The 21,339-nt window shown below is 68.6% G+C and carries 19 protein-coding genes and 1 tRNA gene; 10 read left to right on the forward strand and 10 right to left on the reverse strand.

Annotated elements, in window-relative coordinates:
• The first annotated feature begins 196 nt into the window (after positions 1–196).
• Positions 197–1,267 (forward strand): DNA-3-methyladenine glycosylase, encoded by a 1,071-nt coding sequence (locus LTH96_RS09290; RefSeq protein ID WP_241465436.1) that lies wholly within the window; start codon positions 197–199, stop codon positions 1,265–1,267.
• A gap of 12 nt (positions 1,268–1,279) precedes the next feature.
• Here the strand turns inward: LTH96_RS09290 and trxA are convergent, their stop codons facing one another.
• Complete coding sequence (trxA, locus tag LTH96_RS09295) at positions 1,280–1,666, reverse strand: thioredoxin (protein ID WP_241465437.1); 387 nt, start codon at positions 1,664–1,666, stop codon at positions 1,280–1,282.
• 144 nt (positions 1,667–1,810) lie between these two features.
• Positions 1,811–1,895, reverse strand: a tRNA-Tyr gene (locus LTH96_RS09300).
• 206 nt (positions 1,896–2,101) lie between these two features.
• On the opposite strand from LTH96_RS09300, the gene LTH96_RS09305 reads away from it, so the two are divergent.
• Positions 2,102–3,469 (forward strand): PLP-dependent aminotransferase family protein, encoded by a 1,368-nt coding sequence (locus LTH96_RS09305; RefSeq protein WP_241465438.1) that lies wholly within the window; start codon positions 2,102–2,104, stop codon positions 3,467–3,469.
• A gap of 239 nt (positions 3,470–3,708) precedes the next feature.
• Positions 3,709–4,197: a YajQ family cyclic di-GMP-binding protein gene (locus tag LTH96_RS09310; protein ID WP_241465439.1), complete on the forward strand. Its 489-nt coding sequence runs from the start codon at positions 3,709–3,711 to the stop codon at positions 4,195–4,197.
• A 101-nt stretch (positions 4,198–4,298) separates the two neighbouring features.
• Here LTH96_RS09310 and LTH96_RS09315 read toward each other — a convergent pair whose 3' ends face one another.
• A complete protein-coding gene (locus tag LTH96_RS09315; RefSeq protein ID WP_241465440.1) occupies positions 4,299–5,534 on the reverse strand; it encodes a Na/Pi symporter in 1,236 nt (411 codons plus the stop codon).
• A gap of 276 nt (positions 5,535–5,810) precedes the next feature.
• Between LTH96_RS09315 and LTH96_RS09320 the strand changes: the two genes are divergently transcribed.
• Positions 5,811–6,692: a M48 family metalloprotease gene (locus LTH96_RS09320; RefSeq protein WP_241465441.1), complete on the forward strand. Its 882-nt coding sequence runs from the start codon at positions 5,811–5,813 to the stop codon at positions 6,690–6,692.
• Positions 6,693–6,782: 90 nt separating this feature from the next.
• Here LTH96_RS09320 and LTH96_RS09325 read toward each other — a convergent pair whose 3' ends face one another.
• Positions 6,783–8,222: an FAD-dependent oxidoreductase gene (locus LTH96_RS09325; protein ID WP_241465442.1), complete on the reverse strand. Its 1,440-nt coding sequence runs from the start codon at positions 8,220–8,222 to the stop codon at positions 6,783–6,785.
• A gap of 99 nt (positions 8,223–8,321) precedes the next feature.
• Here LTH96_RS09325 and LTH96_RS09330 point away from each other — a divergent pair, with 99 nt between their 5' ends.
• Both LTH96_RS09330 and LTH96_RS09335 read left to right on the forward strand, forming a co-directional pair.
• Complete coding sequence (locus tag LTH96_RS09330) at positions 8,322–8,771, forward strand: hypothetical protein (protein ID WP_241465443.1); 450 nt, start codon at positions 8,322–8,324, stop codon at positions 8,769–8,771.
• Entirely contained in the window at positions 8,768–9,277 is a 510-nt protein-coding gene (locus LTH96_RS09335; protein WP_241465444.1) for an HIT family protein, read from the forward strand. Before LTH96_RS09330 ends, LTH96_RS09335 begins: the two co-directional genes overlap by 4 nt.
• Positions 9,278–9,291: 14 nt before the next feature.
• On the opposite strand, the gene LTH96_RS09340 is transcribed toward LTH96_RS09335, so the two are convergent.
• Together LTH96_RS09340 and LTH96_RS09345 are read right to left on the reverse strand one after the other, a co-directional pair.
• Positions 9,292–10,344: a polyprenyl synthetase family protein gene (locus LTH96_RS09340; protein ID WP_241465445.1), complete on the reverse strand. Its 1,053-nt coding sequence runs from the start codon at positions 10,342–10,344 to the stop codon at positions 9,292–9,294.
• A 21-nt stretch (positions 10,345–10,365) separates the two neighbouring features.
• Complete coding sequence (locus LTH96_RS09345) at positions 10,366–11,094, reverse strand: demethylmenaquinone methyltransferase (RefSeq protein WP_370644426.1); 729 nt, start codon at positions 11,092–11,094, stop codon at positions 10,366–10,368.
• Between the two features lie 60 nt (positions 11,095–11,154).
• Here LTH96_RS09345 and LTH96_RS09350 point away from each other — a divergent pair, with 60 nt between their 5' ends.
• Positions 11,155–12,561 (forward strand): isochorismate synthase MenF, encoded by a 1,407-nt coding sequence (locus tag LTH96_RS09350; RefSeq protein WP_241465446.1) that lies wholly within the window; start codon positions 11,155–11,157, stop codon positions 12,559–12,561.
• Positions 12,562–12,596: 35 nt separating this feature from the next.
• Here the strand turns inward: LTH96_RS09350 and menD are convergent, their stop codons facing one another.
• A complete protein-coding gene (gene menD, locus LTH96_RS09355) occupies positions 12,597–14,636 on the reverse strand; it encodes a 2-succinyl-5-enolpyruvyl-6-hydroxy-3-cyclohexene-1-carboxylate synthase (protein WP_241465447.1) in 2,040 nt (679 codons plus the stop codon).
• Complete coding sequence (locus LTH96_RS09360) at positions 14,633–15,718, reverse strand: o-succinylbenzoate synthase (protein WP_241465448.1); 1,086 nt, start codon at positions 15,716–15,718, stop codon at positions 14,633–14,635. Before LTH96_RS09360 ends, menD begins: the two co-directional genes overlap by 4 nt.
• 43 nt (positions 15,719–15,761) lie before the next feature.
• Here LTH96_RS09360 and LTH96_RS09365 point away from each other — a divergent pair, with 43 nt between their 5' ends.
• Entirely contained in the window at positions 15,762–16,730 is a 969-nt protein-coding gene (locus tag LTH96_RS09365) for a phosphatase PAP2 family protein (RefSeq protein ID WP_241465449.1), read from the forward strand.
• A gap of 32 nt (positions 16,731–16,762) precedes the next feature.
• Here LTH96_RS09365 and LTH96_RS09370 read toward each other — a convergent pair whose 3' ends face one another.
• On the reverse strand, positions 16,763–17,515 hold the full coding sequence (locus tag LTH96_RS09370) for an MBL fold metallo-hydrolase (protein WP_241465450.1): 753 nt from the start codon (positions 17,513–17,515) through the stop codon (positions 16,763–16,765).
• Between the two features lie 105 nt (positions 17,516–17,620).
• Between LTH96_RS09370 and LTH96_RS09375 the strand changes: the two genes are divergently transcribed.
• Together LTH96_RS09375 and LTH96_RS09380 are read left to right on the forward strand one after the other, a co-directional pair.
• Positions 17,621–19,144, forward strand: a complete 1,524-nt coding sequence (locus LTH96_RS09375) for a sodium:alanine symporter family protein (RefSeq protein WP_241465451.1) — start codon at positions 17,621–17,623, stop codon at positions 19,142–19,144.
• A 21-nt stretch (positions 19,145–19,165) separates the two neighbouring features.
• On the forward strand, positions 19,166–20,083 hold the full coding sequence (locus LTH96_RS09380) for a phosphatase PAP2 family protein (RefSeq protein ID WP_241465452.1): 918 nt from the start codon (positions 19,166–19,168) through the stop codon (positions 20,081–20,083).
• A gap of 108 nt (positions 20,084–20,191) precedes the next feature.
• On the opposite strand, the gene LTH96_RS09385 is transcribed toward LTH96_RS09380, so the two are convergent.
• Positions 20,192–21,295, reverse strand: coding sequence for an acyl-CoA desaturase (locus LTH96_RS09385; RefSeq protein ID WP_241465453.1), 1,104 nt, complete (start codon positions 21,293–21,295; stop codon positions 20,192–20,194).
• Between the last annotated feature and the right edge of the window lie 44 nt (positions 21,296–21,339).

Consider the following 21,339-nt stretch of genomic DNA (forward strand, 5'->3'; position numbering starts at 1 on the left):
TCAGTGCCAGTCTTCTGGCGAAACTTCGCCACGCTGACCTGCGCCGGGAAAGGATCGCGGGACATGCGCCCGGAGACTCCTCCGGCGGCCTCTCTGGAGCGCGTCTCCGGGCGCATCGCAGGGCCGCTTCTCGGGACGGCTTATCGGGGAGCAGGGCGGCGACGCCGATGTCCCAGCCTTGTGCCACAGTGGAACCATGACCACGGCAGCGACCCCGGCGGCGCACCAGGACGAGGTGCTCCTGGACCTCGGCGGGCCGGTGGACCTTCCCCGGACGCTGTCGGTGCTGCAGCGCGGAGCCTCTGACCCGAGCATCCGGCTCGATCCCGGCGCAGCAGCGATGACCGGCGGCCCGCGCGGGACTCCTGGCGCGGGTGCGTGGATGTGTCAGCGGATCTATGACCGATCCGGGGTGCAGCTCGGAGCGGCGACCCTGCGCTTCGACCAGCGCAGCGCCTCCACCGTTCAGGTACGGGCCGCCGCAGCCGGTCCGGGCATCGACTCTGCGGTGGTGACCGATCTCGCCGCGCGGCGGGGCGCACAGATCCTCGGGATCCAGGACAGCTGGCAGGAGACCGAGCTGCTGCTCGATGCCCTCGGAGATCAGCTCTCCGCCGCCCTGGTCCGGGTGCGCCGACGACATCCGGGCGTGCGCCTGCCCGCCACCGGTGGGCTCTTCGACCAGCTGGTGACGGCGACCTTCGAGCAGAAGGTCACCCATGATCAGGCGCGCCACGGGTGGAGGCAGCTGCTGCGCCGCCACGGGGAGCACCCCCCGACCTCGGTCCTGGTGCCGACCCCGCCCTGGATGCGGCTGCCGCTGACCGGAGCGCAGCTTCGGCGGATCCCCTCCTGGGAGTGGCACCAGCTCTGGGTCCAGCCGGCCCTGTCCAAGACCATCCAGCTGGTCGCTGAACGCGCCAGGACGATTCACCAGCTCAGCGCGAACACCGGCGTGGAGACGGAGTCAGTGGCCGATCTGGGTCTGCGGCTGCGCTCTATTCCCGGGATCGGGGAGTGGACGGTCGCCGAGGCGCTGCAGCGCTCCCACGGGGCGGCGGATCTTCCCTCCGTCGGGGACTATCACCTGAGCAACTTCGTCGGGGCCGCGATGACCGGTGCCCGCACGGACGACGCAGGCATGCTCCGCCTGCTGGCGCCCTATGCGCCGCACCGACAGCGCGTCATTCGACTGCTGAAGCTCTCGGGCTTCAGGGATCAGAAATATGGTCCGAAGCTGACCCCGGCGGATCACCGGGATCGCTGAGGCCTGGAGAGATCAGGCCTGCGGCTTCGGGTCCTGCTCGGCCTGGTCCTCGGCGATCTGCTTGTGCACCTCGGTCATGTCCAGGTCCTTCACCGCGGTGATGACCTCGGTGAGCTGCTCGGCATTCAGCGCGCCAGGCTGGGAGAAGACCAGGACCTTCTCGCGGAAGGCCATCAGGGTCGGGATCGAGGTGATGTTCGCTGCGGCGGCGAGCTCACGCTCGGCCTCGGTGTCGACCTTGGCGAAGGTGACATCGGGGTGCTGCTCGGAGACCTGGGAGTACACCGGGGCGAACTGCTTGCAGGGACCGCACCAGTCGGCCCAGAAGTCGACGAGCAGGATGTCGCTGTCCTCAAGGGTCTGCTGAAAGTCTGTCGTGGTCAGATCAGTGGTAGCCATGCCTCGCCACCCTACGCGAGCAGCGGCGCCTTGTCGGCCTCTCCCCTGGTGACGCGGGGCCACTTAAGCGCCCAGCGGAACCTGAGCAGGACCGACGAAGAAGGACGGTCCGGATCTTGTGATCCGAACCGCCCTTGAACTATGTGGTGGCAGATGAGGGATTCGAACCCCCGTAGGCGATGCCAGCTGATTTACAGTCAGCCCCCTTTGGCCGCTCGGGTAATCTGCCGTGCAACCACACGAAACCTCCCGAAGCAGATTTCGACGCCCCGTAAGAGGCACCCCATTACTTTAGCGACAACACTGGAAATTTTCGAATCCGACTGCATCACAGGGAGTAGGGTTGACTCCACCATCCACGCGTGCGTGGTGGCCCCGTTCTGATCATCCGCACTGGTGCAGGTCCGTACCCAGCACCCAGCATCAAGGAGCACCGTGGCCGATATCGAGGCCGAGACACTGGCTCGACACTTGAGTGAACGCAGCCCCAGCGGCATCGCTGAGCAGGTGCGGGAGCTGATCAGCGCCGGGACGCTCAGCGGAGGGATGCGTCTGCCCACCGTCCGCGACCTTGCCACGGAGATCGGCGTCAGCGTCGGCACGATCGCCCAGGCCTGGAGCCTGCTGCGGGAGTCCAACCTGGTGGAGACTCGCCGCCGCGGCGGGACCCGGATCGTGGAACCCGGCGACGTCGGCGGGCCGAGCTTTCGGAGCTGGTCCGGAGTCGACCTGCTGCACTGCAGCCCGGATCAGCGGCTTCTGCCCTCCTTGGAGGAGGGCATGGTGCGCAGCCTCAAGCAGCCGCAGCTGCACAGCTGGAGCCGGGAGCACATCCTGCCTGAGCTGCAGCGCGCGGTGGAGAAGAAGCTCGGACACCCGGCCGAGGGCCCCCGGGCACGCAGCTTCGCCGCCGTCTCCTCCGCCACCGAAGGCCTCTGGCTCGGGACCAGGTCCGTGACCAGCAGCGGTGACCTGATCGCGGTGGAGGAACCCGCCTCCCCCGGCTACCTCTCCGTGCCCAAGAGCCTCGGCCTGCGCACCATGGGGGTCCCGGTGGATGAACACGGCCCGGTCCCCGAGGCGCTGAAGAAGGCACTCGACGCCGGTGCCGTCGCGTTCGTGCACAGCCCCGGCGGCGCATTCTCTCCGCGTCACATCCTCAGCACTGAGCGCACCCAGGAGCTAGCGGCAGTGCTGGAATCCTCACCTGAGACCGTCATCATCGAAGAGGACCCGCTGGGCCCGCTGGCCGAGATGGACCCCTTCACCCATTCGTTGGACGCCCTGCTGCCCGAGCGCACCCTGCGTGTCATCGGCTTCGAACGCGCCTACGGCATGGACCTTCGCACTGCGGTCATGTCCGGTCCCAAGCGGCTCATCGCCGGGGCGATCGCCGAGCGCTCGGGCGGAGTCAGCTCGAACAGCCGCATCCTGCAGCACACCCTCGCCTTCCTGCTGCGCGATCCAGCTGCCGGTCGCCGGATCAACAGCGCCAGGACGCGCTACGCGAATCGCCGCAGGATGGCGCTCGAGGCCTTCACCGACGTCGGGCTCACCGCCCACGCGGGCCCGGCAAGCTGGGCGATCTGGGTGCAGGTCCCCGATGAGCGCACCGCAGCGCTCACGCTCAGCGCCCAGGGGGTCGTCACCGACGTCGGAACCAGCTCACACATGACCGAGCAGCCCACCGGGCTGCTGCGCATCTCCTGCGCCCAGCTGCCCGAGGACAAGGAGCTGCTCGATGGTCTGGCCCAGCTGGTGCTCCACGCCACCGAGGATGGCCTGAACTCCACCTTCGTCTGAGGAACGTCGCTTGACTCAAGACTCCGGGATCTGTTTTCAGAGCCGAACCTGGAGTCGTTCTTCATAGTGTGCGACCGCAGAAGAGGCGCTGTCCTGCCGGAGCGGCACCGCGGCCCAGGCCCAGATGCGCTCTTCCTCCGCGGCAGGAGCTGAGTCACCGTCGGAACAGTCCACACCCGCTCGGCGGTCCATCACGATTAGACTCAGCGGCACATATCCATGCCGATCAGGAGGTACACGTGGCTAAGGACTCAACGTTCGACGTCGTCTCGAAGGTGGACAAGCAGGAGGTCGCCAATGCGCTGAACCAGGCCCAGAAGGAGATCGCTCAGCGCTATGACTTCAAGGGCACCGGTGCAGAGATCGACTACTCCGGGGAGAAGCTCCTGATCAAGGCGAACTCCGAGGAGCGGGCCAAGGCCGTGGAGGACGTCTTCGGCTCGAAGCTGGTCAAGCGCGGCATCTCACTGAAGTCCTTCGACTCCGGAGAGCCCTACGCCTCCGGCAAGGAGTTCCGGATCGAGGGCACCATCAAGGAGGGCATCGACCAGCCCACCGCGAAGAAGATCACGAAGCTCATCCGCGATGAGGGCCCGAAGACCGTCAAGGCCACCATCCAGGGTGACGAGCTGCGCGTGACCTCGAAGTCCCGCGACGACCTGCAGGAGGTCATCGCGATGCTGAAGAACTTCGACGACGCCGACCTGCAGTTCGTCAATATGCGCTGACCCTCACCCGACACACCAAAAAACCCCGCTGATTGAGTTCTCCGGTGGATACGTATCCACCGGAAACCTCAACTGGCGGGGTTTATTGGTGTGTGAGGGGATCAGAAGATGATGCTCAGACCGATCAGCACCAGCGGGATGACGACGAACACGCCCAGCACCCAGGCGAAGGCCCAGACCTTCTTCTCGGCGGCCAGATCCGCCAGCCAGGTGGCGCCGCGCGGCGGGAGGTCCCGCAGCCAGGGGGTGCAGAAGATGATCAGGGTGGCCAGCACGTTGAAGAACAGGTGGGCCAGTGCCGCGGTCAGCGCGATCTCACCTGCGGGGCCGTCGAAGGCGAAGGCCGCGATCAGGGCCGTGACGGTGGTGCCGATGTTGGCCCCCAGGGTGAAGGGGTAGAGCTGCTTGAGCGTGAAGGCACCCGAGCCGGCCAGCGGCACGATCAGCGCGGTGGAGGTCGAGGAGGACTGCACCATCACGGTGACGACCGCACCGGAGCCGATGCCGGCGACGGGTCCGCGACCGATGGTGGAATGCAGCACCTGCTTGGCCTTGCCGACCAGCAGCACCTTGAGCAGCTTGCCGATGAAGTTGATCACCAGCAGGATCAGCACGATCGCGACGACGACCATGGCCACCCCGTGCCAGCTGCCCGGGATGAAGCTCAGCGAGTCCTCGATCAGGTTCGCCAGCGGCTTCGTGCCGGCCTTGATGGTGGAGCCGACACCTGCCAGCACGTAGGCGACAGGGCCGCCGTCGGTCCCAACGGCCAGACCGGCGGAGAAGGTGGAGAGACGCTCGAGCAGGCTGAACATCATCTCCAGCGGCAGGAAGATCAGCACGGCGATGAGGTTGAAGAAGTCATGCACGGTGGCGGCGGCGAAGCCGCGTCGGAAGGACTCCTGTTCGCGCACCATGCCGAGGCTGACCAGGGTGTTGGTCAAGGTGGTGCCGATGTTGGCGCCGAGCATGATCGGGATCGCGACCCCCAGCGGCAGCCCGCCGGCGACCAGGCCCACCGTCACCGAGGTGGTGGTCGAGGAGGACTGGGTCAGTGCCGTCGCGGCGATGCCGATCATCAGCCCGATGATCGGGTTGGTCGCGAAGGCGAAGAGGCTCTCGGCCTGATCCCCGGTGGCGATGCCGAATCCGGTGCCGATCACGTTGACCGCAGTGATCAGCACGTAGATGGCGAGGGCCACGGAGACCCAGTTCACCACGTCGAGCGTTCGCCCCGAGAGGCCGAACCGTTCGAAGGGGCTGAAGGGTCGCTTGGCGGGTGCTTCGTCTACAGTGCCGGCGACCCGCTGCGGGGCCTCCATCGACGGTGCGGACATGCAATCTCCTCTTGGAACACGAGCATTGGTGAGCCCTGCTTGAGTGTTGGCGCTGGCACATCCCGGATCCGGTCCTCGCATGTTGTGCGAGGTGAATCACAGGGGTCGATATCACTGCCGGATGAAGGGCCGTAGAACACTGTGCACCGCGTGCCCGACGAGCGTCACACGGGAAGGTGAACTGCAGGTGAACGATCAGCCGAAACCTGGCGAGCGTAGGATGTTGTTGGTCACAAGCGGGCCCATCTCCACCCCTGATCCCTCCTAGGAGCGTCAATGCACCAGCACCACGGACGGCTGCGCACAGCTGGTCTGCTCGCGTTCCTCTTCGCGATGCTCCTGCTCGTCGGCGCCGTGATCGCCTATGCCACCCAGACCCCCGGAATGATCTTCGTCTTCGGGCTGATCGGCCTGGTCTCCGTGGCCTACTCCTACTGGAACTCAGACAAGATCGCACTGAAGGCGATGAAGGCCTACCCGGTGACCCGGGAGCAGGCGCCTCAGCTCTACCAGATGGTCGAAGACCTCGCGCAGCGCGCCCAGCAGCCTGCACCGCGGATCTTCATCGCGCCGGCCCCCACTCCGAACGCCTTCGCGACAGGACGCAACCCGGAGAACGGCGTCGTCTGCTTCACTGAGGGCATCCTGAACCTGCTCAACGAGCGCGAGCTGCGCGGGGTCACCGGACATGAGCTCATGCACGTGTACAACCGCGACATCCTGATCTCCTCGGTGGCCGCGGCAGTCGCCGGGTTCCTCACCACGATCAGCCAGTTCTTCCTGCTCTTCGGCGGTGGCCGCGGCAACAACCAGGGCGGCAACCCGCTGGCGCTGGTCGGTGCGATCGTCGCGGTGTTCCTGATGCCGGTGGCGGCGAGCCTGATCCAGATGGCGGTCAGCCGCACCCGGGAGTACGACGCCGACGCCGACGGCGCCGCGCTCACCGGAGATCCGCTGGCGCTGGCCTCAGCCCTGGACAAGCTGGAGCGCGGGATCTCGCGCTACCCGCTCAAGGAGGACCCCAAGCACGACGCGCATGCCCACATGATGATCGCCAACCCCTTCGGCGCCCGGGCGAAGAAGCTCTTCAGCACCCACCCGCCGATGCCCGAGCGCATCTCCCGGCTCGAAGCCATGGCTGGCCACAGCCCGAGCTGAGCCGTTCCGCGCATGAGAATGCCCCCGCGCCGACGGCGAGGGGGCATTCTCATGAGCGCTTGCGCGGGGCGGCTCTCCGCCGGCAGGATCTCAGCTCTCGCGGGAGATGCGGATCATGTCTTCGCGATCGACGACCTTGACCCGTTCCCTGGCGCCGCCGTCGGGCAGCGGACCGTAGGACTCGCCCAGCGAGATCTCGTGGGCGTCGAGCTTCTGCCAGCCGTCCCAGGTGGTGTACTCCACCCCGCGGGATTCGAGCAGCTCGATCACCGCGTCCTCGGCCGGCTCAGGCGCCACGGGCAGGTGGTGCAGGTCCTCGAGCAGGCAGCCGATGGTCTCCAGAGCGTCGCCCTTGGTGTGGCCGATCAGCCCGACCGGGCCGCGCTTGATCCAGCCGGTGGCGTAGATGCCGGGGACGTGGGCGCCGTCGTCGTCCTTGACCCGTCCGGCTTCGTTGATCAGCACGCCGCGCAGCTCATCGAAGGGCAGCCCGGGGATCACTGAGCCGAGGTAGCCCACCGCGCGGTAGACCGCCTGGACGTCGAAGTCCTGGAACTCCCCGGTGCCGCGCACACTGCCCGTGCCGTCGAGCTCCATGCGCTCGAAGCGGATGCCCGCGACGGCGCCGGTGCCCTGGCCGGCCTCGTCGGTGCCCTCGAGGATCTCCACCGGCTGCAGCAGGAAGTGCAGGTGAAGCTTCCGGGAGGCCTCCGTCTCGCGCTCCTCCTGCTCCACCAGCCAGTTGCCCAGGGTGTTGACCATGGTCTTGACCTGGTTGTTGGTCTTGATCGCCTCGTCGGAGCCGGCGTCGAAGTCGAAGTCCTCCTCGTAGAGGACGATGTCGACGTCGCGGCTGTGGGAGAGCTCGCGCAGCTCCAGCGGGGTGAACTTCACCTGAGCCGGGCCGCGTCGACCGAAGACGTGGACGTCGGTGACCGGAGAGGTCTTGAGCCCGTTGTAGACGTTCTCCGGGATCTCGGTGGTGAGCATGTCCTCGGCGTGCTTCGAGAGCACCCGGGCCACGTCCAGGGCGACGTTGCCGTTGCCGATCACTGCCACGCGCTCGGCGGTCAGCGGCCAGTCGCGCGGGTAGTCGGGGTGGCCGTCGTACCAGGAGACGAAGTCGGCGGCGCCGAAGCTGCCCTGCAGCTCGATGCCGGGGATGTTCAGCTCGGCGTCCTTGATCGCGCCGGTGGCGAAGATCACGGCGTCGTAGTGCCGGCGCAGGTCCTCCAGGGTGAGGTCCTTGCCGATCTCCACATTGCCGATCAGCCGGATGTCGCCGCGGTCCAGCACCTTGTGCAGCGCCTTGACGATTCCCTTGATCCGCGGATGATCAGGGGCGACGCCGTAGCGGATCAGCCCGAAGGGGGCCGGATACCGGTCGTAGAGGTCGATGCTGAACTCAAAGTCGCTCTTCTTCTGCGCCTTGGCCAGGATGTCGGAGGCATAGACGCCTGCGGGGCCGGCTCCGACGACGGCGACTCGGATGGCCCGGCCTGCTGGCCGCTGCGAGGAATTCTGGGACACGGATAGGTTCCTTCTGATTGATTAACTCAGCACAGTATGCCGTATTGGGGTGAACGTCGGCGGCGAATGACTCTGTTCCCGGTCTTCTAGACTGAAGTCATGGCTGATATGTTCCTCGACAAGTTCCGCGCCCTGGTGCCCACCTATCTCGACGCGAAGTGGACCCCTGCCGAGGGTCTCACCGTCGAGGAGCTGCGCCAGATGATCGCCGATTCCGAGCTGCCCGATGATCTCAAGGCGCGTCCGCGGCTGCCGCAGGTGCTCGAGGAGTTCTACCTCGCGCTGGGCCGCTGCGAGGAGATCATGGAGGCCTATCACTTCTTCTTCGATCCCGATGAGCTCGTCGTCGAGGACGGACATCTGCTCTTCCTCGAGGACGAGGAGGAGCGCTGGGCCTGGGGCGTCGACGTGGACACCCTCGACGTCCCGGATCCGCTGATCGTGCGGCGCAGCAGCAACTCCGGCATGTGGAACGACGAGGGCGCAACGGTCAGCGAGTTCATCTTCGACCTGCTGGAGTTCTCCTTCGAGGAGGAGGACAACCCGTGAGTGCCCCCGATCTGGCGCAGCTCTGGAGCTCCCACGCCCCGCCGGGCTACTCCTGCCCGTTCTGCGGGCTGGCCCGCGGCGAGGTGGACCACCCCGCGAACCGCTGCGAGCTCAGCGATCTGGTCTACCAGGACCCCGAGCTGATGGTCTTCATGGCCTGTGACGGCTTCGGTCCGCATGAGGGCCACGCGATGATCACCCCGGTGCGGCACCGCGAGACGCTCTATGACCTCGACGACGCGCTGCTGGCGAAGATCGCGATCATGTCCCGCGAGGTCTCCAAGGCGATGAAGCTGGCCTGGAAGCCGGAGGGCACCTCCGTGCGCCAGCACAATGAGCCGGCCGGGAACCAGCACGTGTGGCACTACCACCTGCATGTGTTTCCCCGCTACGCCGATGACATGCTCTACCGGCAGGTCAGGCACCCGGTCGACGTCGCGGTCCGCGCCGAGAAGGCGCTCCAGCTGCGCGCGGCGTTGGATCAGGTGCTGGCCAGCAGCAGCTGAACCCCGCGGCTGGATCAGCCGTCGCGCTCGACCACGGCGTCGGCGAAGGAGACCAGCGCGGACTTCACGGTGCTCTCAGGCAGCTCGACGATCGCCTGCTTGGCCCGCTCGGCCCAGCTGTGCGCCACCTGCCAGGACTGCTCGGTCACCGGGTGGGCGACGACGGCGGCCACCGCCTGCGCCAGCGCCTCGTCCGAGCTGAGGTCGGCGTCGATCATGGCCAGCAGCGCGGCTGCGTCCTGCCGGCTCTGCGGCGAGGAGCCGTCCTCGGCCTGCTGGCGCAGCAGCAGCACCGGGAGTGTGGCCACGCCTTCGCGCAGGTCGGTCCCCGGGGTCTTCCCGGATGACTCGGGATCGGCGGTGAGGTCGATGACGTCATCGGCGAGCTGGAAGGCCACGCCGACCGCCTCGCCGTAGTTCTGCAGCATCGCGGTGGTCTGCGCGGAGCAGCCCCCGAAGTGCGCCCCGAGGCGAGAGGCGGCGGCGACGAGCGAACCGGTCTTGTCACCGATCACGCGCAGGTAATGGGCGTAGGCGTCCTCACCGGCCTGCGGGCCGACGGTCTCGTGGAGCTGCCCCATGACCAGGCGCTCGAAGGTCTGCGCCTGGATCTCCGAGGCCTCCACCCCGAGCTCGGACATCAGCCGTGAGGCCCGGGCCAGGATCAGGTCCCCGGTGAGGATCGCCACGGAGTTTCCCCACACCTGGTGGGCGGCAGGCGCCCCGCGGCGCACCGGAGCAGAGTCCATCACGTCATCGTGGTAGAGCGTGGCCAGATGGGTCATCTCCATGACCGCGGCCGCACGACGGACCCGGTCATCGACACCGTTGCCGAGCATCGAGGTCAGCACCGTGAGCAGCGGGCGGACCCGCTTGCCGCCGGCCTGGGCGAGGTACCGCGCTGAGGCGTTCACCAGTTCATCGGCGCTGGCCAGGGAGCCGAGGAGATCCTCCTCGACCCGGGTCAGGGCCTCGGCGACCTCGGCGGCGAGCGTCTCGTCGTCGGCCAGGACGTCGAACCCTGCCGGGAGCTTCGCGGTCAGGGGATCAGCTGCGGATTCATTCATCGGTGTCTAGCCTATCCAGAGTCAGGATGCGGGGAGGGCGCTGGGCTTGGTGGCGTGATGAATCGCAACGATTCCACCGCTGAGGTTCCGGTACTTCACCGCGGCGTACCCGGCGGCGGAGATCTCGGCGGCCAGATGGTCCTGATCGGGCCAGGCCCGGATGGACTCGGCCAGGTACACGTAGGCCTCCGGGTTGGATGACACGGCCCGGGCGGTCGGCGGCAGCGCCCGCATCAGGTACTCGTTGTAGACGGTGTTGAAGACCTTGTTCGTGGGGTCGGAGAACTCCATCACGGCGAGCCGTCCTCCAGGTTTGGTGACCCGCAGCATCTCGCGCAGCCCGGCCAGCGGGTCCACGATGTTACGCAGTCCGAAGGAGATCGTGACGGCGTCGAAGGTGTCGTCGGCGAAGGGCAGGTTCATCGCGTCTCCGGCGATGAAGGTCATGTCCGGGCGGCGTCGCTTGCCCACCTGGAGCATGCCGGAGGAGAAGTCGCAGGCCACTGCCGTCGCACCGGCGTCGTGGAAGGGCTCGGTGGAGCTTCCGGTGCCAGCGGCGAGGTCAAGAACCCGCTCACCTGGGGTGACGTCGAGCGCGGCGACGAGCTTCTTGCGCCAGCGCTTGGTCTGGCCCAGCGAGAGCACGTCATTGGTGAGGTCGTAACGGTCGGCGACCTCGTCGAACATCGAGGCGACGTCCTCGGGCTTCTTCGCGAGGCTTGCGCGGCTTCCGGTGCTGGGGCGATTCACCTTGACATTCTCCCACATGCGCGGATCGCTCCCGCCGCCATGTCCTAGACTTGTCCAGCCATGACAGCGCTCCCCGGTTCCCTCGACGCCACCACGCTGGTGGTGGATCTGCCCCCGGGAACCACGCTGGCGGACATGCTGCCGGCCCTGGATCCCAGCGGCGTCTGGCTGCTGCGCGGTGAGGGGCTGATCGGTCTGGGCACCGCTGCGCACATCAGGACACGGGGCGCGGAGCGTTTCGCGGAGCTGGCGGAATGGCATGAGCAGCATCTGGCCCCGCTGGCCCAGGTCTCCCCGCTGCCGGAGGAGCTGACCGGGATCCCCGGCGCCGGCCCGGTGGCGCTGACCTCGATCACCTATTCCTCGGCCTCGGCCGCGGACTCACACCTGATCCTGCCCGAGCTGATCCTCGGCTCCGCCGAGGGCAGGGCGTGGATCACGACGGTGATCCGTCCCTCGGCGCTGGACGAGAGCTTCGAGGCTGAGGACGACGACGACGCGGCGCTGCGCCGGGTCCATGGTCTCCTGGCCAGGCATTCCCTGCAGCTTCAGGGCCGCCGGCTGAGTCTGGTCCCGTCACACAGCGTCGGTTCACACAGCGACGGTTCACACAGTGCGGGGCAGACGGACCGGCTCGACGCCGCCGCCGCGACCTCGCTGATCCAGGGCACCCATTCGGAGCAGCACTACCTGCGGGCCGTGCGCTCCGGGGTCCAGGCGATCGGGCACCGCCGGCTGGAGAAGCTGGTGCTGGCCCGCGACGTCGTCGTCGCCGCCGATGCCCCGCTGGCTCCCGGTCCGGTGCTGGCCGCGCTGGCCGCCGACTATGCCGACTGTTGGACCTATCTGGCCGGCGACGTGTTGGGGGCGACCCCGGAGATGCTGGTGAAGATCCGCGGTCGCGAGCTCTCCGCCCGGGTGCTCGCCGGCACCGTGGACGGCGGCACCGGACTGGAACAGGCCCGCGCCATGCTGCTGGAGGACCCCAAGCAGCGCGATGAGCACCGGCTGGCGGCCCAGTCGCTGCTGGACCAGCTGGCCCCGGTGGCGCAGCACCTGCACGCCCAGGATCCTCCGGCGGTGCTCCAGCTGCCCAACGTCTTCCACCTCTCCACCGATGTGACCGGTCAGCTCACCGCCCAGACCCCTGCGCTGCTGGTGGCCGAGCGCGCCCACCCCACTGCCGCGATCTGCGGCACCCCCACGGCCACCGCCGCCGAGCTGATCTCCACCCTGGAGGGACTCGACCGCGGGGCCTTCTCCGGGCCGGTGGGCTGGATCGATGCCTATGGCAACGCCGACTTCGGGATTGCGCTGCGCGGCGGGATCCTGGAGGAGCAGGGAACCCAGATCAGGCTCTTCGCGGGCTGCGGGATCGTGGCCGGATCGGTCCCCGAGGAGGAGCTCGCCGAGACCTGGGCCAAGATGCGCCCGATGCTCGGAGCCCTCGGCGTGCGCCAGCCCTGACCCGGCGCCGGGTCGCCAGAGGTCGACGGAGGTCCTCAGAGCTCGGCGGAGGCGGCGCGTAGTCTGGCGTGGAAGTCGCGCAGCACGGTCCTGTCGGTGCGCACCTCGATGATCCGGATGCCCACCCGGTCCTCGAGACCGGAGAGTCCCTCGCCGAGGGACTCGAGATCCTCCGCGTAGTGGTACTCGTGGCCGTAGGCATCGGCGAGCGCCTCGATGTCCACGGTCTGGGGCGTGCCGAAGAACCGCTCCACCGCCTCGGCCTGGCCCTCCCGGCGCCCGACCGCCCCGTGCTCGAGCTGATCGAAGATCGCACCGCCGGAGTCGTTGACCACCACGATGTCCAGGTCCGGCTCGCGTTCGGTGGTCGGCAGCAGCAGCGCGTTGACGTCGTGGAGGAAGGTCAGGTCCCCGACCAGAGCGGTGACCCGGGTGCTGCGGGCCAGCGCGATCCCGGAGGCGGCGGAGAGGTTGCCGTCGATGCCGGCGAGACCGCGCATCGCGTAGACCCGGCGGGCATCGTCGCGGGCGCCCAGCACGGTGCGGTTGAGCACTGCGGCCAGGTCCACGTCGCGGATCACCGAGGATGAGCCCAGCAGCAGCGGGGTCTTCACGGTCTCGGCCACGTACTGCGCCACCCGCACCGAGGAGAGCTCCCCCTGGGCGAGGGCCTCCTGCTCGGTCAGTGCGGCGTCGATGAGCCGCTGCGCCGCGAGTCCGCGCTCGGTCCAGGCGTCATGCCAGCCTGGAGGGGCCATCGCGGCGAACTGCGCGAGGGCGAGCACGTCGGGCAGCTGCCGGCGGGCGAGCCGGTGATCGAACCAGGCCTCCCCGCCGGGGGCGTACTGCACCGCCTCGACGTCGTCCCGGTTGATCAGCTGCTGGACCGGACGGGTCAGGGTGGGCCGGCCGGCGACGACGACGCGTTCGATGCTTCCCGCCAGGACGCTGGCGGGGGAACCCTCCGGTGCCTGCAGGATCAGCCGGTACCCCTGGATGGTGCCCAGATCGCTCCAGCGCGCATCGCTGCTGGGCTCGGCGAGCAGCGGGTGCCCGAGCCGCCGGGCCAGCTCGCGCGCCTCGGCCGGGGCATCGGCGCCCATGACGAAGACCGTGCGCGCGGTGCCCAGCCCGGCCTCGAACCTCGCCGCCGCCTCGGCCGGTGACTCGGCCGGTGACTCGGCCGCCGCCTCGGCCGGTGACTCAGGACGTGCCCCGGCCGGGGAGTCGAGTTCCGCCGCGGCGGGGTTCAGCGTGGCGGCTGCCTCACCACGGGCCTCAGCAGGTGTCCCACCGGCACGCTCCCCCGGGGCCCCGGCCGCAGGTGTTCCCGTGGCCGAGCTCCCGGACCTGAGGATCTCGGTGCCGATGATCTCCGCGCGCAGCTGCTCGGCGGAGTCGGTGCCTCGGCTGCGCGGAAGGAAGGGGGTCCGGGCCCAGCGCTGGGCTCCGCTCTTGCGTCCCTCCCCCGGTGCGGCGGGGACCAGCGGATCGCGGAACCCGATGTTCAGGTGCACCGGACCGGGGGCGGACCCGGTCGCGACGCGCAGCAGCAGCCCCACCTGGGTCTCGGCGGCGAGCATGTCATCGCGTGACTCCGGCTCCAGCCGCGCCTCGCCCTGTTCGAGGTGGATCTCATCTCGCACCCGACCGGCGAACATCCCCTGCTGCCAGGTGGTCTGGTTCGCGCCGGTGCCGTGCAGCTCCTCGGGCCGGTCCGCAGTGATCGCCACCAGCGGGACCCCGGAGAGATCGGCCTCCATCATCGCCGGCAGCAGGTTCCCCGCCGCCGTGCCGGAGGTGGTCACGACCCCGGCCGGGGACTTCGTCGCCATCGCCATCCCGAGCGCGGTGAACGCCGCGGAACGCTCATCGATGCGCACATGCACGGTGATCGCGCCGAGCGCCTCGGCCTCGCGCAGCGCATACGCCATCGGCGCCGACCGCGAGCCCGGGGCCAGCACGATGTGCCGCATGCTCATGGTGAGCCCGCGGATCACCCGCCGGGCCAGGCGCAGGGACTCCACGTCGTAGGCGTCATCGAACTCACGGAACGGGCGCCGGGGTGTGGTCATGTGCTCAATCCTAGAAGCTCCGCGGCGAGCACCCGGTGGGCGGCACGCAGCCGGTCGATCCACCACTGCGCCCGCTCGGGACTGAACCGGTGACGGTGAAGCAGGTCCGACGACGGCGTCACCGCACCGGGGACCGCCAGCACGCCGGCGACCGGGATCAGCGGAGCGTGGGTCACGTCGTGCTCGAACAATGCGGCGGTGCCGAGCCCGCAGGCGTAGGGCAGGCTGGGCAGCCGGGCGGCCAGCGCGAGGCCTGCGGCCAGGCCCACCGAGGTGTCCAGCGCCGAGGACACCACCGCGTCGAGGCCGGCCTGCTCCACGATCTGCAGCGCCCGCTCCACCCCGCCGAGCGGGGGGACCTTGACCACGATCAGGTCCGCCGCGCCGAGCCTGGCCACTCGCAGCGGGTCCTCTGCCTTGCGCACCGCCTCGTCGGCGGCGATCCGCAGCGGCACCCCCGCAGAGGTGACTCCCGCGGCGGCGAGCGCCTCGCGCAGATCCGCCAGCGGCTCCACCCCGGCCACCGGCTGTTCGGCGTATTCGAAGCGCCCTCCGGAGACCTCGGCAAGCCGCTCCAGGGCCGGCACGGCTTCGGCGATGCTCCAGCCGCCGTTGGCGTCCGCGCGCAGCCCTGCATGGGGGGCGAGCCGGCGCACCTCGCGGAACCGGGCGACGTCGTCGTCGAGGGTCTGACCGGGTTCAGCGACCTTGATCTTCACCGCCGGGATCGACTCCACCGCGCCGAAGCGGGTCAGCACCGACTCGACCTGGTCCGGGGAGACTGCCGGCATGGTGGCATTGATCGGGATATGGGTCCGCAGCGGTGTCCCGAACCCCTGCCAGCCCGCTTCGATCCCCGCGCGCAGCCACTGCGCGGACTCGCCGGCGCCGTACTCCGGGAACGGCGCGAACTCGCCCCAGCCGGCCGGTCCGCGGAAGAGCATCGCCTCGCGGCGGGTCTGACCGCGAAAGCGGGTGCGCAGCGGCAGCGAGACCACATGCGCCTGGGCCAGGATCTCCTCCACCTCGGGGAGCTGCCAGCTGACGTTCAGGCCTGCGGGGCCCGGGGTGTGGTGATCCATGCCGTTCAGTCTAGGCAGGGGTGGACCTGCGATACTGATGGACATGTCAGCTGCCCGCGCACTTCGTCCCCCGGCCCGGCGCACAGGCCTGTGGATCGTCTCAATCCTTCTCTGCTGCGCGGTCTTCATCGCCGTCTACGAGTACTTCGTCCGCTCCAACTCGGGGCAGTGGGTGGAATATGCGATGCTCGACGCCGCGGCGGAGCGGGTGACCTCGCTCTCCGAGCGCGGCTTCGACCTGTGGTGGCTGAGCCCGGTGATCATCGCGCTGCCGGCGGTGATCTTCCTGGTGATCGTGCTGGCCCGGCAGCGCTTCCTGGCGGCGCTGATCGCGGCTGCCACGGTGGTGGGCGCGAATCTCTCCACCCAGGTGCTCAAGACCCTCTGGCTCGACCGCCCCGACCTCGACAACGGCGTCCCCTACTGGACCGGCAATTCCCTGCCCTCCGGGCACACCACCCTGGCGGCGTCGATGGCGGTGGCGGTCTTCCTGGTCAGTTCCCCGCGACAGCGTCCCTTCGTCGCGGTGCTGGCCGCGTTCTACGCCGGACTGGTGGGTGCCTACACGTTCACCGAGACCTGGCACCGCCCGGCCGACGTGATCGCGGCCTACCTGGTGGTGGCCGTCTGGGCCCTGATCGGTGGCTGGCTGGTCATGCGCACCGGTCCCGAATGGAACACCGCGGTGGTGGACTATGAGCCCGAGACCGCCCCGCTGGCCGGACTCGCCTGGTTCCTCGGCGTGACCCTGACCGTGGTGGCGGTGCTGTGCTTCCTCTTCTCCGGGGGCTGGAGCGGGATCGCGCTCGCCGGGGAGGAGCCCAGCCTCTGGCACTGGTTCGCGGGGCTGTTCTTCTCCATCGGCCCGGGCTTCCTGATGGCCGCCGCCGGGATCAACCTGTTCGGCGCGGAGACCGGCCGGCGCCAGCGCGGCGCCCCCGTCCCCTCCCCGAAGGGTGAGACGGTGCACTACCCGATCCCACCCGAGTTCACCGAGCTCTACCGGGTCTGAGCCGGCGACGACGCGGCCTGCGCGCCCGTCGCTCAGCGGCCGCGCAGCCGGGTGATGAGCTCTCGGGACTCTCCCGGCCCGTAGGGCACGATCGGGATCGCCTTGGTGGCGTCGTTGACCGAATCGCGGATGGCCTGGGATGAGACGTTGTAGCCCTGCTGCATCCTCCGGCGCATCGAAGCGACGAAGTCGGCGTCGACCTCGTGCCCGTGACCGGGGATGAAGCGGCGGTAGGCCCCTGCCATGGACCACAGCCGGCCGAGCGCGCGGACCCATTCCTTCGGGTAGGAGTCATGGAACTCCGGGTCATCGCCCTCCCGGACCAGGTCCCCGCAGAACATGATCCCGGCGGAGCCCTCGGCGCTGACGCCGACCACCAGGTCTCCCTGGGTGTGGCCCCGGCCCAGATGCTCGACGACGACGTCGACGCCTCCTCCCAGCTGCAGCGTCACCGGCTCCGCGGAGACCAGGTCGGTCGCGGTCACCACCCCGGCGTCGGCATGGGCGAGGATGCGCTGCACGCCGTGGCGGCGCAGGAAGTCATTGGCCCCGATGTGGTCGGGGTGGCCGTGGGTGCTGACCACGACCAGTTCGGCGGAGCTGAGCTCACGCACTGCAGCCAGCAGTGCTTCATGGTCACCCTCGGCCGGACCCGGGTCGATGAGGACGGCGGTGTCCTCCCCCAGGATCAGTCCGACGTTGAGCGGCGTGGGGCCTCCCAGCTCGGCGAGGAAGACGTGGTCGTCCAGGCGGCGGAAGAGCGCAGATTCGGGAGCGTGGTCCATCGTGATCACCTTCTGTGAAACCGTAGTTTCCCCCATTCTGCCTCACCATCCGAACACAGGCTGGGAGGAGGCTTGGGGTGCCGTGGGCGGTAGAGTCAGCCCATTATGACTAATGACGATCTTCTCTCTACGATCAGCCTGATCGAGGACTCCGCGTGGACGTGGCTCGGCATTCCCGTGATCGTCTTCGTGGGCCTCTACCTCGGCTTCCGCACCCGGCTGGTCCAGCTGCGCCACATCCCGGACATGTTCCGGGCCATCACCGACAAGGCCACCAGCGACGAGAACGGCCGCACCCGATCGCTGTCAGCCTTCCAGACCTTCACCATCACCGCCTCCGCACGAGTGGGCACCGGCAACATAGCCGGCGTGGCCGGTGCGATCGCCCTGGGCGGCCCCGGGGCCGTGTTCTGGATGTGGCTGATGGCCATCTTCACCTCGGCGGCCTCCTTCGTGGAGTCCACCCTGGCTCAGCTCTATAAGGTCCGCCGCTTCGACACCTTCAAGGGTGGGCCCGCCTATTACATCGAGCGTGGGCTGGGAACCCGCTCCGGCGGCATCGTCTTCGCGTTGATCTTCATCTTCTGCTTCGCGCTCTCCTTCACCTCGCTGCAGTCCAACACGATCGTCGACGCCGCGACCGGTGCGGCCACCGAGCTGGGCATGGATGACACCACCAGCCTGGTCTGGATCCTCGCCGTGGTGCTCACCGGGCTCACCGGGCTCGTGGTCCTAGCCGGACTGCGCCGAGTGGCGCAGGTGACCCAGCGGGTAGTCCCGATCATGGCGATGACCTACATCCTGCTGGGACTGGTCGTGGTGGCGTTCAACATCGAAGCGATCCCGGCGGTGTTCGGGATGATCTTCGGCGAGGCGTTCAACTTCACCTCCGCGGCGGGCGGCGCCCTCGGCGCGATGATCTCCGCCGGCGTCCAGCGCGGCATGTTCTCCAACGAGGCCGGCATGGGCTCGGTCCCCAACGTCGCGGCCACCGCCGACGTGTCACACCCGGTCAAGCAGGGGCTCGTGCAGACCCTGGGGGTCTACCTGGACACGCTGGTCATCTGCTCGGTCACTGCGTTCATCATCCTGGTGACCTTCCCGGATCAGGCGTTCCGGGCTGAGACCAACGTCGGCGGTGAGCTGACGCAGGCGGCGCTGACCGCGAACTTCGGAGCCTTCGGCGCGATCGCGCTGGCGGTCATCATCCTGCTGCTGGCCTTCACCTCGATCCTGGGCAACTACTCCTACGGTGAGATGAACGTGCTGTTCATCTCGAACTCCGAGAAGAGCCGCAAGATCTATGCGGTGGCACTCACCGGCGTCGTCTTCCTCGGCGCGATCATCCCGGTGGACCTGGCCTGGGCCATCGCCGGTGTGACGATGGTCATCATCGCGCTGTACAACCTGGTCGTGATCACTCTGCTGGGCGGCACCGCCGTGCGCCTGCTCAAGCACTATGAGGCGCAGAAGCGACAGGGTCTCGATCCGCTGTTCCTCGCCTCTGACATGCCGGATCTGCGCAACATCGAGTGCTGGACCGAGGCCGACATGGCCGACCACCGGACTGAGCCTGCACCCGCGACGTCACCCGAGTCAGAGTCGGAGCGCGCGCACACCCACCGCTGAGAGGTGCGGCAGAATAACCGCATGCCTTTGCACCAGAGAAACCCGGCCTTCCACCTCGAGCGGTGGGTGGCCGGGTTTCTGCTGTGTGTGGCGCTCTTCGGGGTGCTCTACCTCGGCGCGGTCCGCACCGGACCGGGCCAGCTGCTGGACCAGATGATGCAGCGCACCGCCTCCGGGACCTGGAATCCGCTGCCGCCGCTGAGCCCGCAGAACGACTGGATCACCGCCTGGATCCTGCTGCCGCCAGCGCTGGCCTGCGTGGCACTGGCGCATCAGCGCGGGCCCCACCAGCGCTGGCTCATCCTGCTGTGCGGGGCCGCGGTGGCGCTGGGCGCCAATGTCACCACGCAGGTGATCAAGCTGGTCTGGTCTGGGCGGCCCACGTTGGTGAGTCTGAGCTCGGAGTGGCCGGCCAACTCGCTTCCGAGCGGTCACACGACCATGGCCGCGGGGGCCGCGGCGGCGGCGTTCCTGATCTGCCGACCACGGGACCGCGCCTTCTGGGGGGTCTTGGCCGGGCTCTGGGCCGCCGGGTGGGGCGGCTACATCTATATCGAGGGCTGGCACCTGCCCAGCGACATGATGGCGGCCTACCTGGTGGTGGCGGCGTGGACGCTGCTCGGCGGAGCCGTGGTGCATCACGTGGAGGCGCGAGACCCGGAACTCGCGCCGCTGCCCGCGGAACCGGGAATCCCCGGGGGACGTCAGGCGGGACTGTCCCTGACGCTCGGCGTGATGGGCACCGTGCTCGGGCTCGCCGCGCTGCTCGGGCCGGTGGCTCGCCATGGGCTGGCCGAGGCGACCGCCTCACCGACACCGTGGCTGTTCCTGGCCGGAGCCGCGCTGTCCTCCGCGCCGGCACTTCTGCTCAGCGCGGCGCTGATTCCCCTGTTCTCCAGCGAGACCCGGCGGCTGACCCGCACTGCTCGGAAGGCCTGAAGGCTCCTCGCCGGGCAGAGCAGAACCGCCCGGTCCACAAGTGAACCGGGCGGCGAGCAACGGGTGCGCAGGGCCCCGTGCTGCGGGCCTGCCGAGACCCAGAAAGGGTCAGCGGGGGCGGTACTGGTTCATGATCGGGCAGTCCATCGGGTCGGCGTAGCCGAGACCCACGCGGTTGAGGTAGGTGACCACCATTCCGTAGGACTGGACCAGTCCGGTCGCGGTGTAGCTGATGCCCTTCTCGGCGCAGAACTCCTCAACGATCGGCTTGACCTTGTGCAGGTTGGGGCTGGGCATCCGCGGGAAGAGGTGGTGCTCGATCTGCAGGTTCAGCCCGCCCATGGCCACATCCATGGCCCGACCGCCCTTGATGTTGCGGGAGGTCAGCACCTGGCGGCGCAGGAAGTCCATGTCGGAATCCTTGGGGATGATCGGCATGCCCTTGTGGTTCGGGGCGAAGCTGCCACCCATGTAGACGCCGAAGACCAGCAGCTGCACGGCCAGGAAGCCGAGTGCCAGGCCGGGGCTCATGGCCAGGAAGATCAGCACCGGGAAGCCGATCAGCCGCACGGCCAGCATGGCCAGCTCGGTCTTGCGGCGCTTGAGCTTCTTGGCGGTGAAGACGGTCTTGAGCGCGTTGTAGTGCAGCGCGATCGCGAAGAGGGTCAGCAGCGGGAAGAACATCCAGCCCTGACGGCGGGCGAGCCAGCCCATGAAGCCGGTGCGCTGCGCAGCGTCCTCGGCGACGAAGACCAGGGCGCCGGGGGCGATGTCGCCATCCTTGCCGATGGTGTTCGGGTTGGCGTGGTGCCTGCCGTGCTTCTTGGTCCACCAGCCGTAGGACAGGCCCACGATGAGGTTGCCGGTGACCCGGCCGAACCACTCGTTGCGCTTGCCGGTGCGGAATACCTGCTGGTGTGCGCCGTCGTGGGAGAGGAAGGCGACCTGGGTGAGCAGGATCCCGAAGAACGCGGCGAGGGCGAGCTGCCAGAGACTGTCACCGAGGGTGAACATCGCCACGAAGGCACCGGCGAAGGCCAGGGTCAGCACGATCACACGGAGCACGTAGCTGGAGGCGCCGCGGTCCATCAGGCCCTCATCCTTGACCCGCTGGGCGAGTTCGAAGAATTCGTTGACCTGCTTGTTACCTGCTGGGCGCACCCGCTCGGGGCGGCCCTGCGCGGCCTCCGACCGTGTCTCAGTGATTGTCATGCTCCTACGTTATCGAGCTGAGACCTCCCGCGCGTCACCCGGCG

This window comes from Nesterenkonia sp. LB17 (genome assembly GCF_022565915.1).
GTDB lineage: Bacteria > Actinomycetota > Actinomycetes > Actinomycetales > Micrococcaceae > Nesterenkonia.

Coding starts and splice junctions, on each gene's coding strand:
- LTH96_RS09290 (WP_241465436.1), top strand. CDS start 197: ATGACCACGGCAGCGACCCCGGCGGCGCACCAGGACGAGGTGCTCCTG.
- trxA (WP_241465437.1), bottom strand. CDS start 1,666: ATGGCTACCACTGATCTGACCACGACAGACTTTCAGCAGACCCTTGAG.
- LTH96_RS09315 (WP_241465440.1), bottom strand. CDS start 5,534: ATGTCCGCACCGTCGATGGAGGCCCCGCAGCGGGTCGCCGGCACTGTA.
- LTH96_RS09320 (WP_241465441.1), top strand. CDS start 5,811: ATGCACCAGCACCACGGACGGCTGCGCACAGCTGGTCTGCTCGCGTTC.
- LTH96_RS09330 (WP_241465443.1), top strand. CDS start 8,322: ATGGCTGATATGTTCCTCGACAAGTTCCGCGCCCTGGTGCCCACCTAT.
- LTH96_RS09340 (WP_241465445.1), bottom strand. CDS start 10,344: ATGAATGAATCCGCAGCTGATCCCCTGACCGCGAAGCTCCCGGCAGGG.
- LTH96_RS09350 (WP_241465446.1), top strand. CDS start 11,155: ATGACAGCGCTCCCCGGTTCCCTCGACGCCACCACGCTGGTGGTGGAT.
- menD (WP_241465447.1), bottom strand. CDS start 14,636: ATGACCACACCCCGGCGCCCGTTCCGTGAGTTCGATGACGCCTACGAC.
- LTH96_RS09360 (WP_241465448.1), bottom strand. CDS start 15,718: ATGGATCACCACACCCCGGGCCCCGCAGGCCTGAACGTCAGCTGGCAG.
- LTH96_RS09365 (WP_241465449.1), top strand. CDS start 15,762: ATGTCAGCTGCCCGCGCACTTCGTCCCCCGGCCCGGCGCACAGGCCTG.
- LTH96_RS09370 (WP_241465450.1), bottom strand. CDS start 17,515: ATGGACCACGCTCCCGAATCTGCGCTCTTCCGCCGCCTGGACGACCAC.
- LTH96_RS09375 (WP_241465451.1), top strand. CDS start 17,621: ATGACTAATGACGATCTTCTCTCTACGATCAGCCTGATCGAGGACTCC.
- LTH96_RS09380 (WP_241465452.1), top strand. CDS start 19,166: ATGCCTTTGCACCAGAGAAACCCGGCCTTCCACCTCGAGCGGTGGGTG.
- LTH96_RS09385 (WP_241465453.1), bottom strand. CDS start 21,295: ATGACAATCACTGAGACACGGTCGGAGGCCGCGCAGGGCCGCCCCGAG.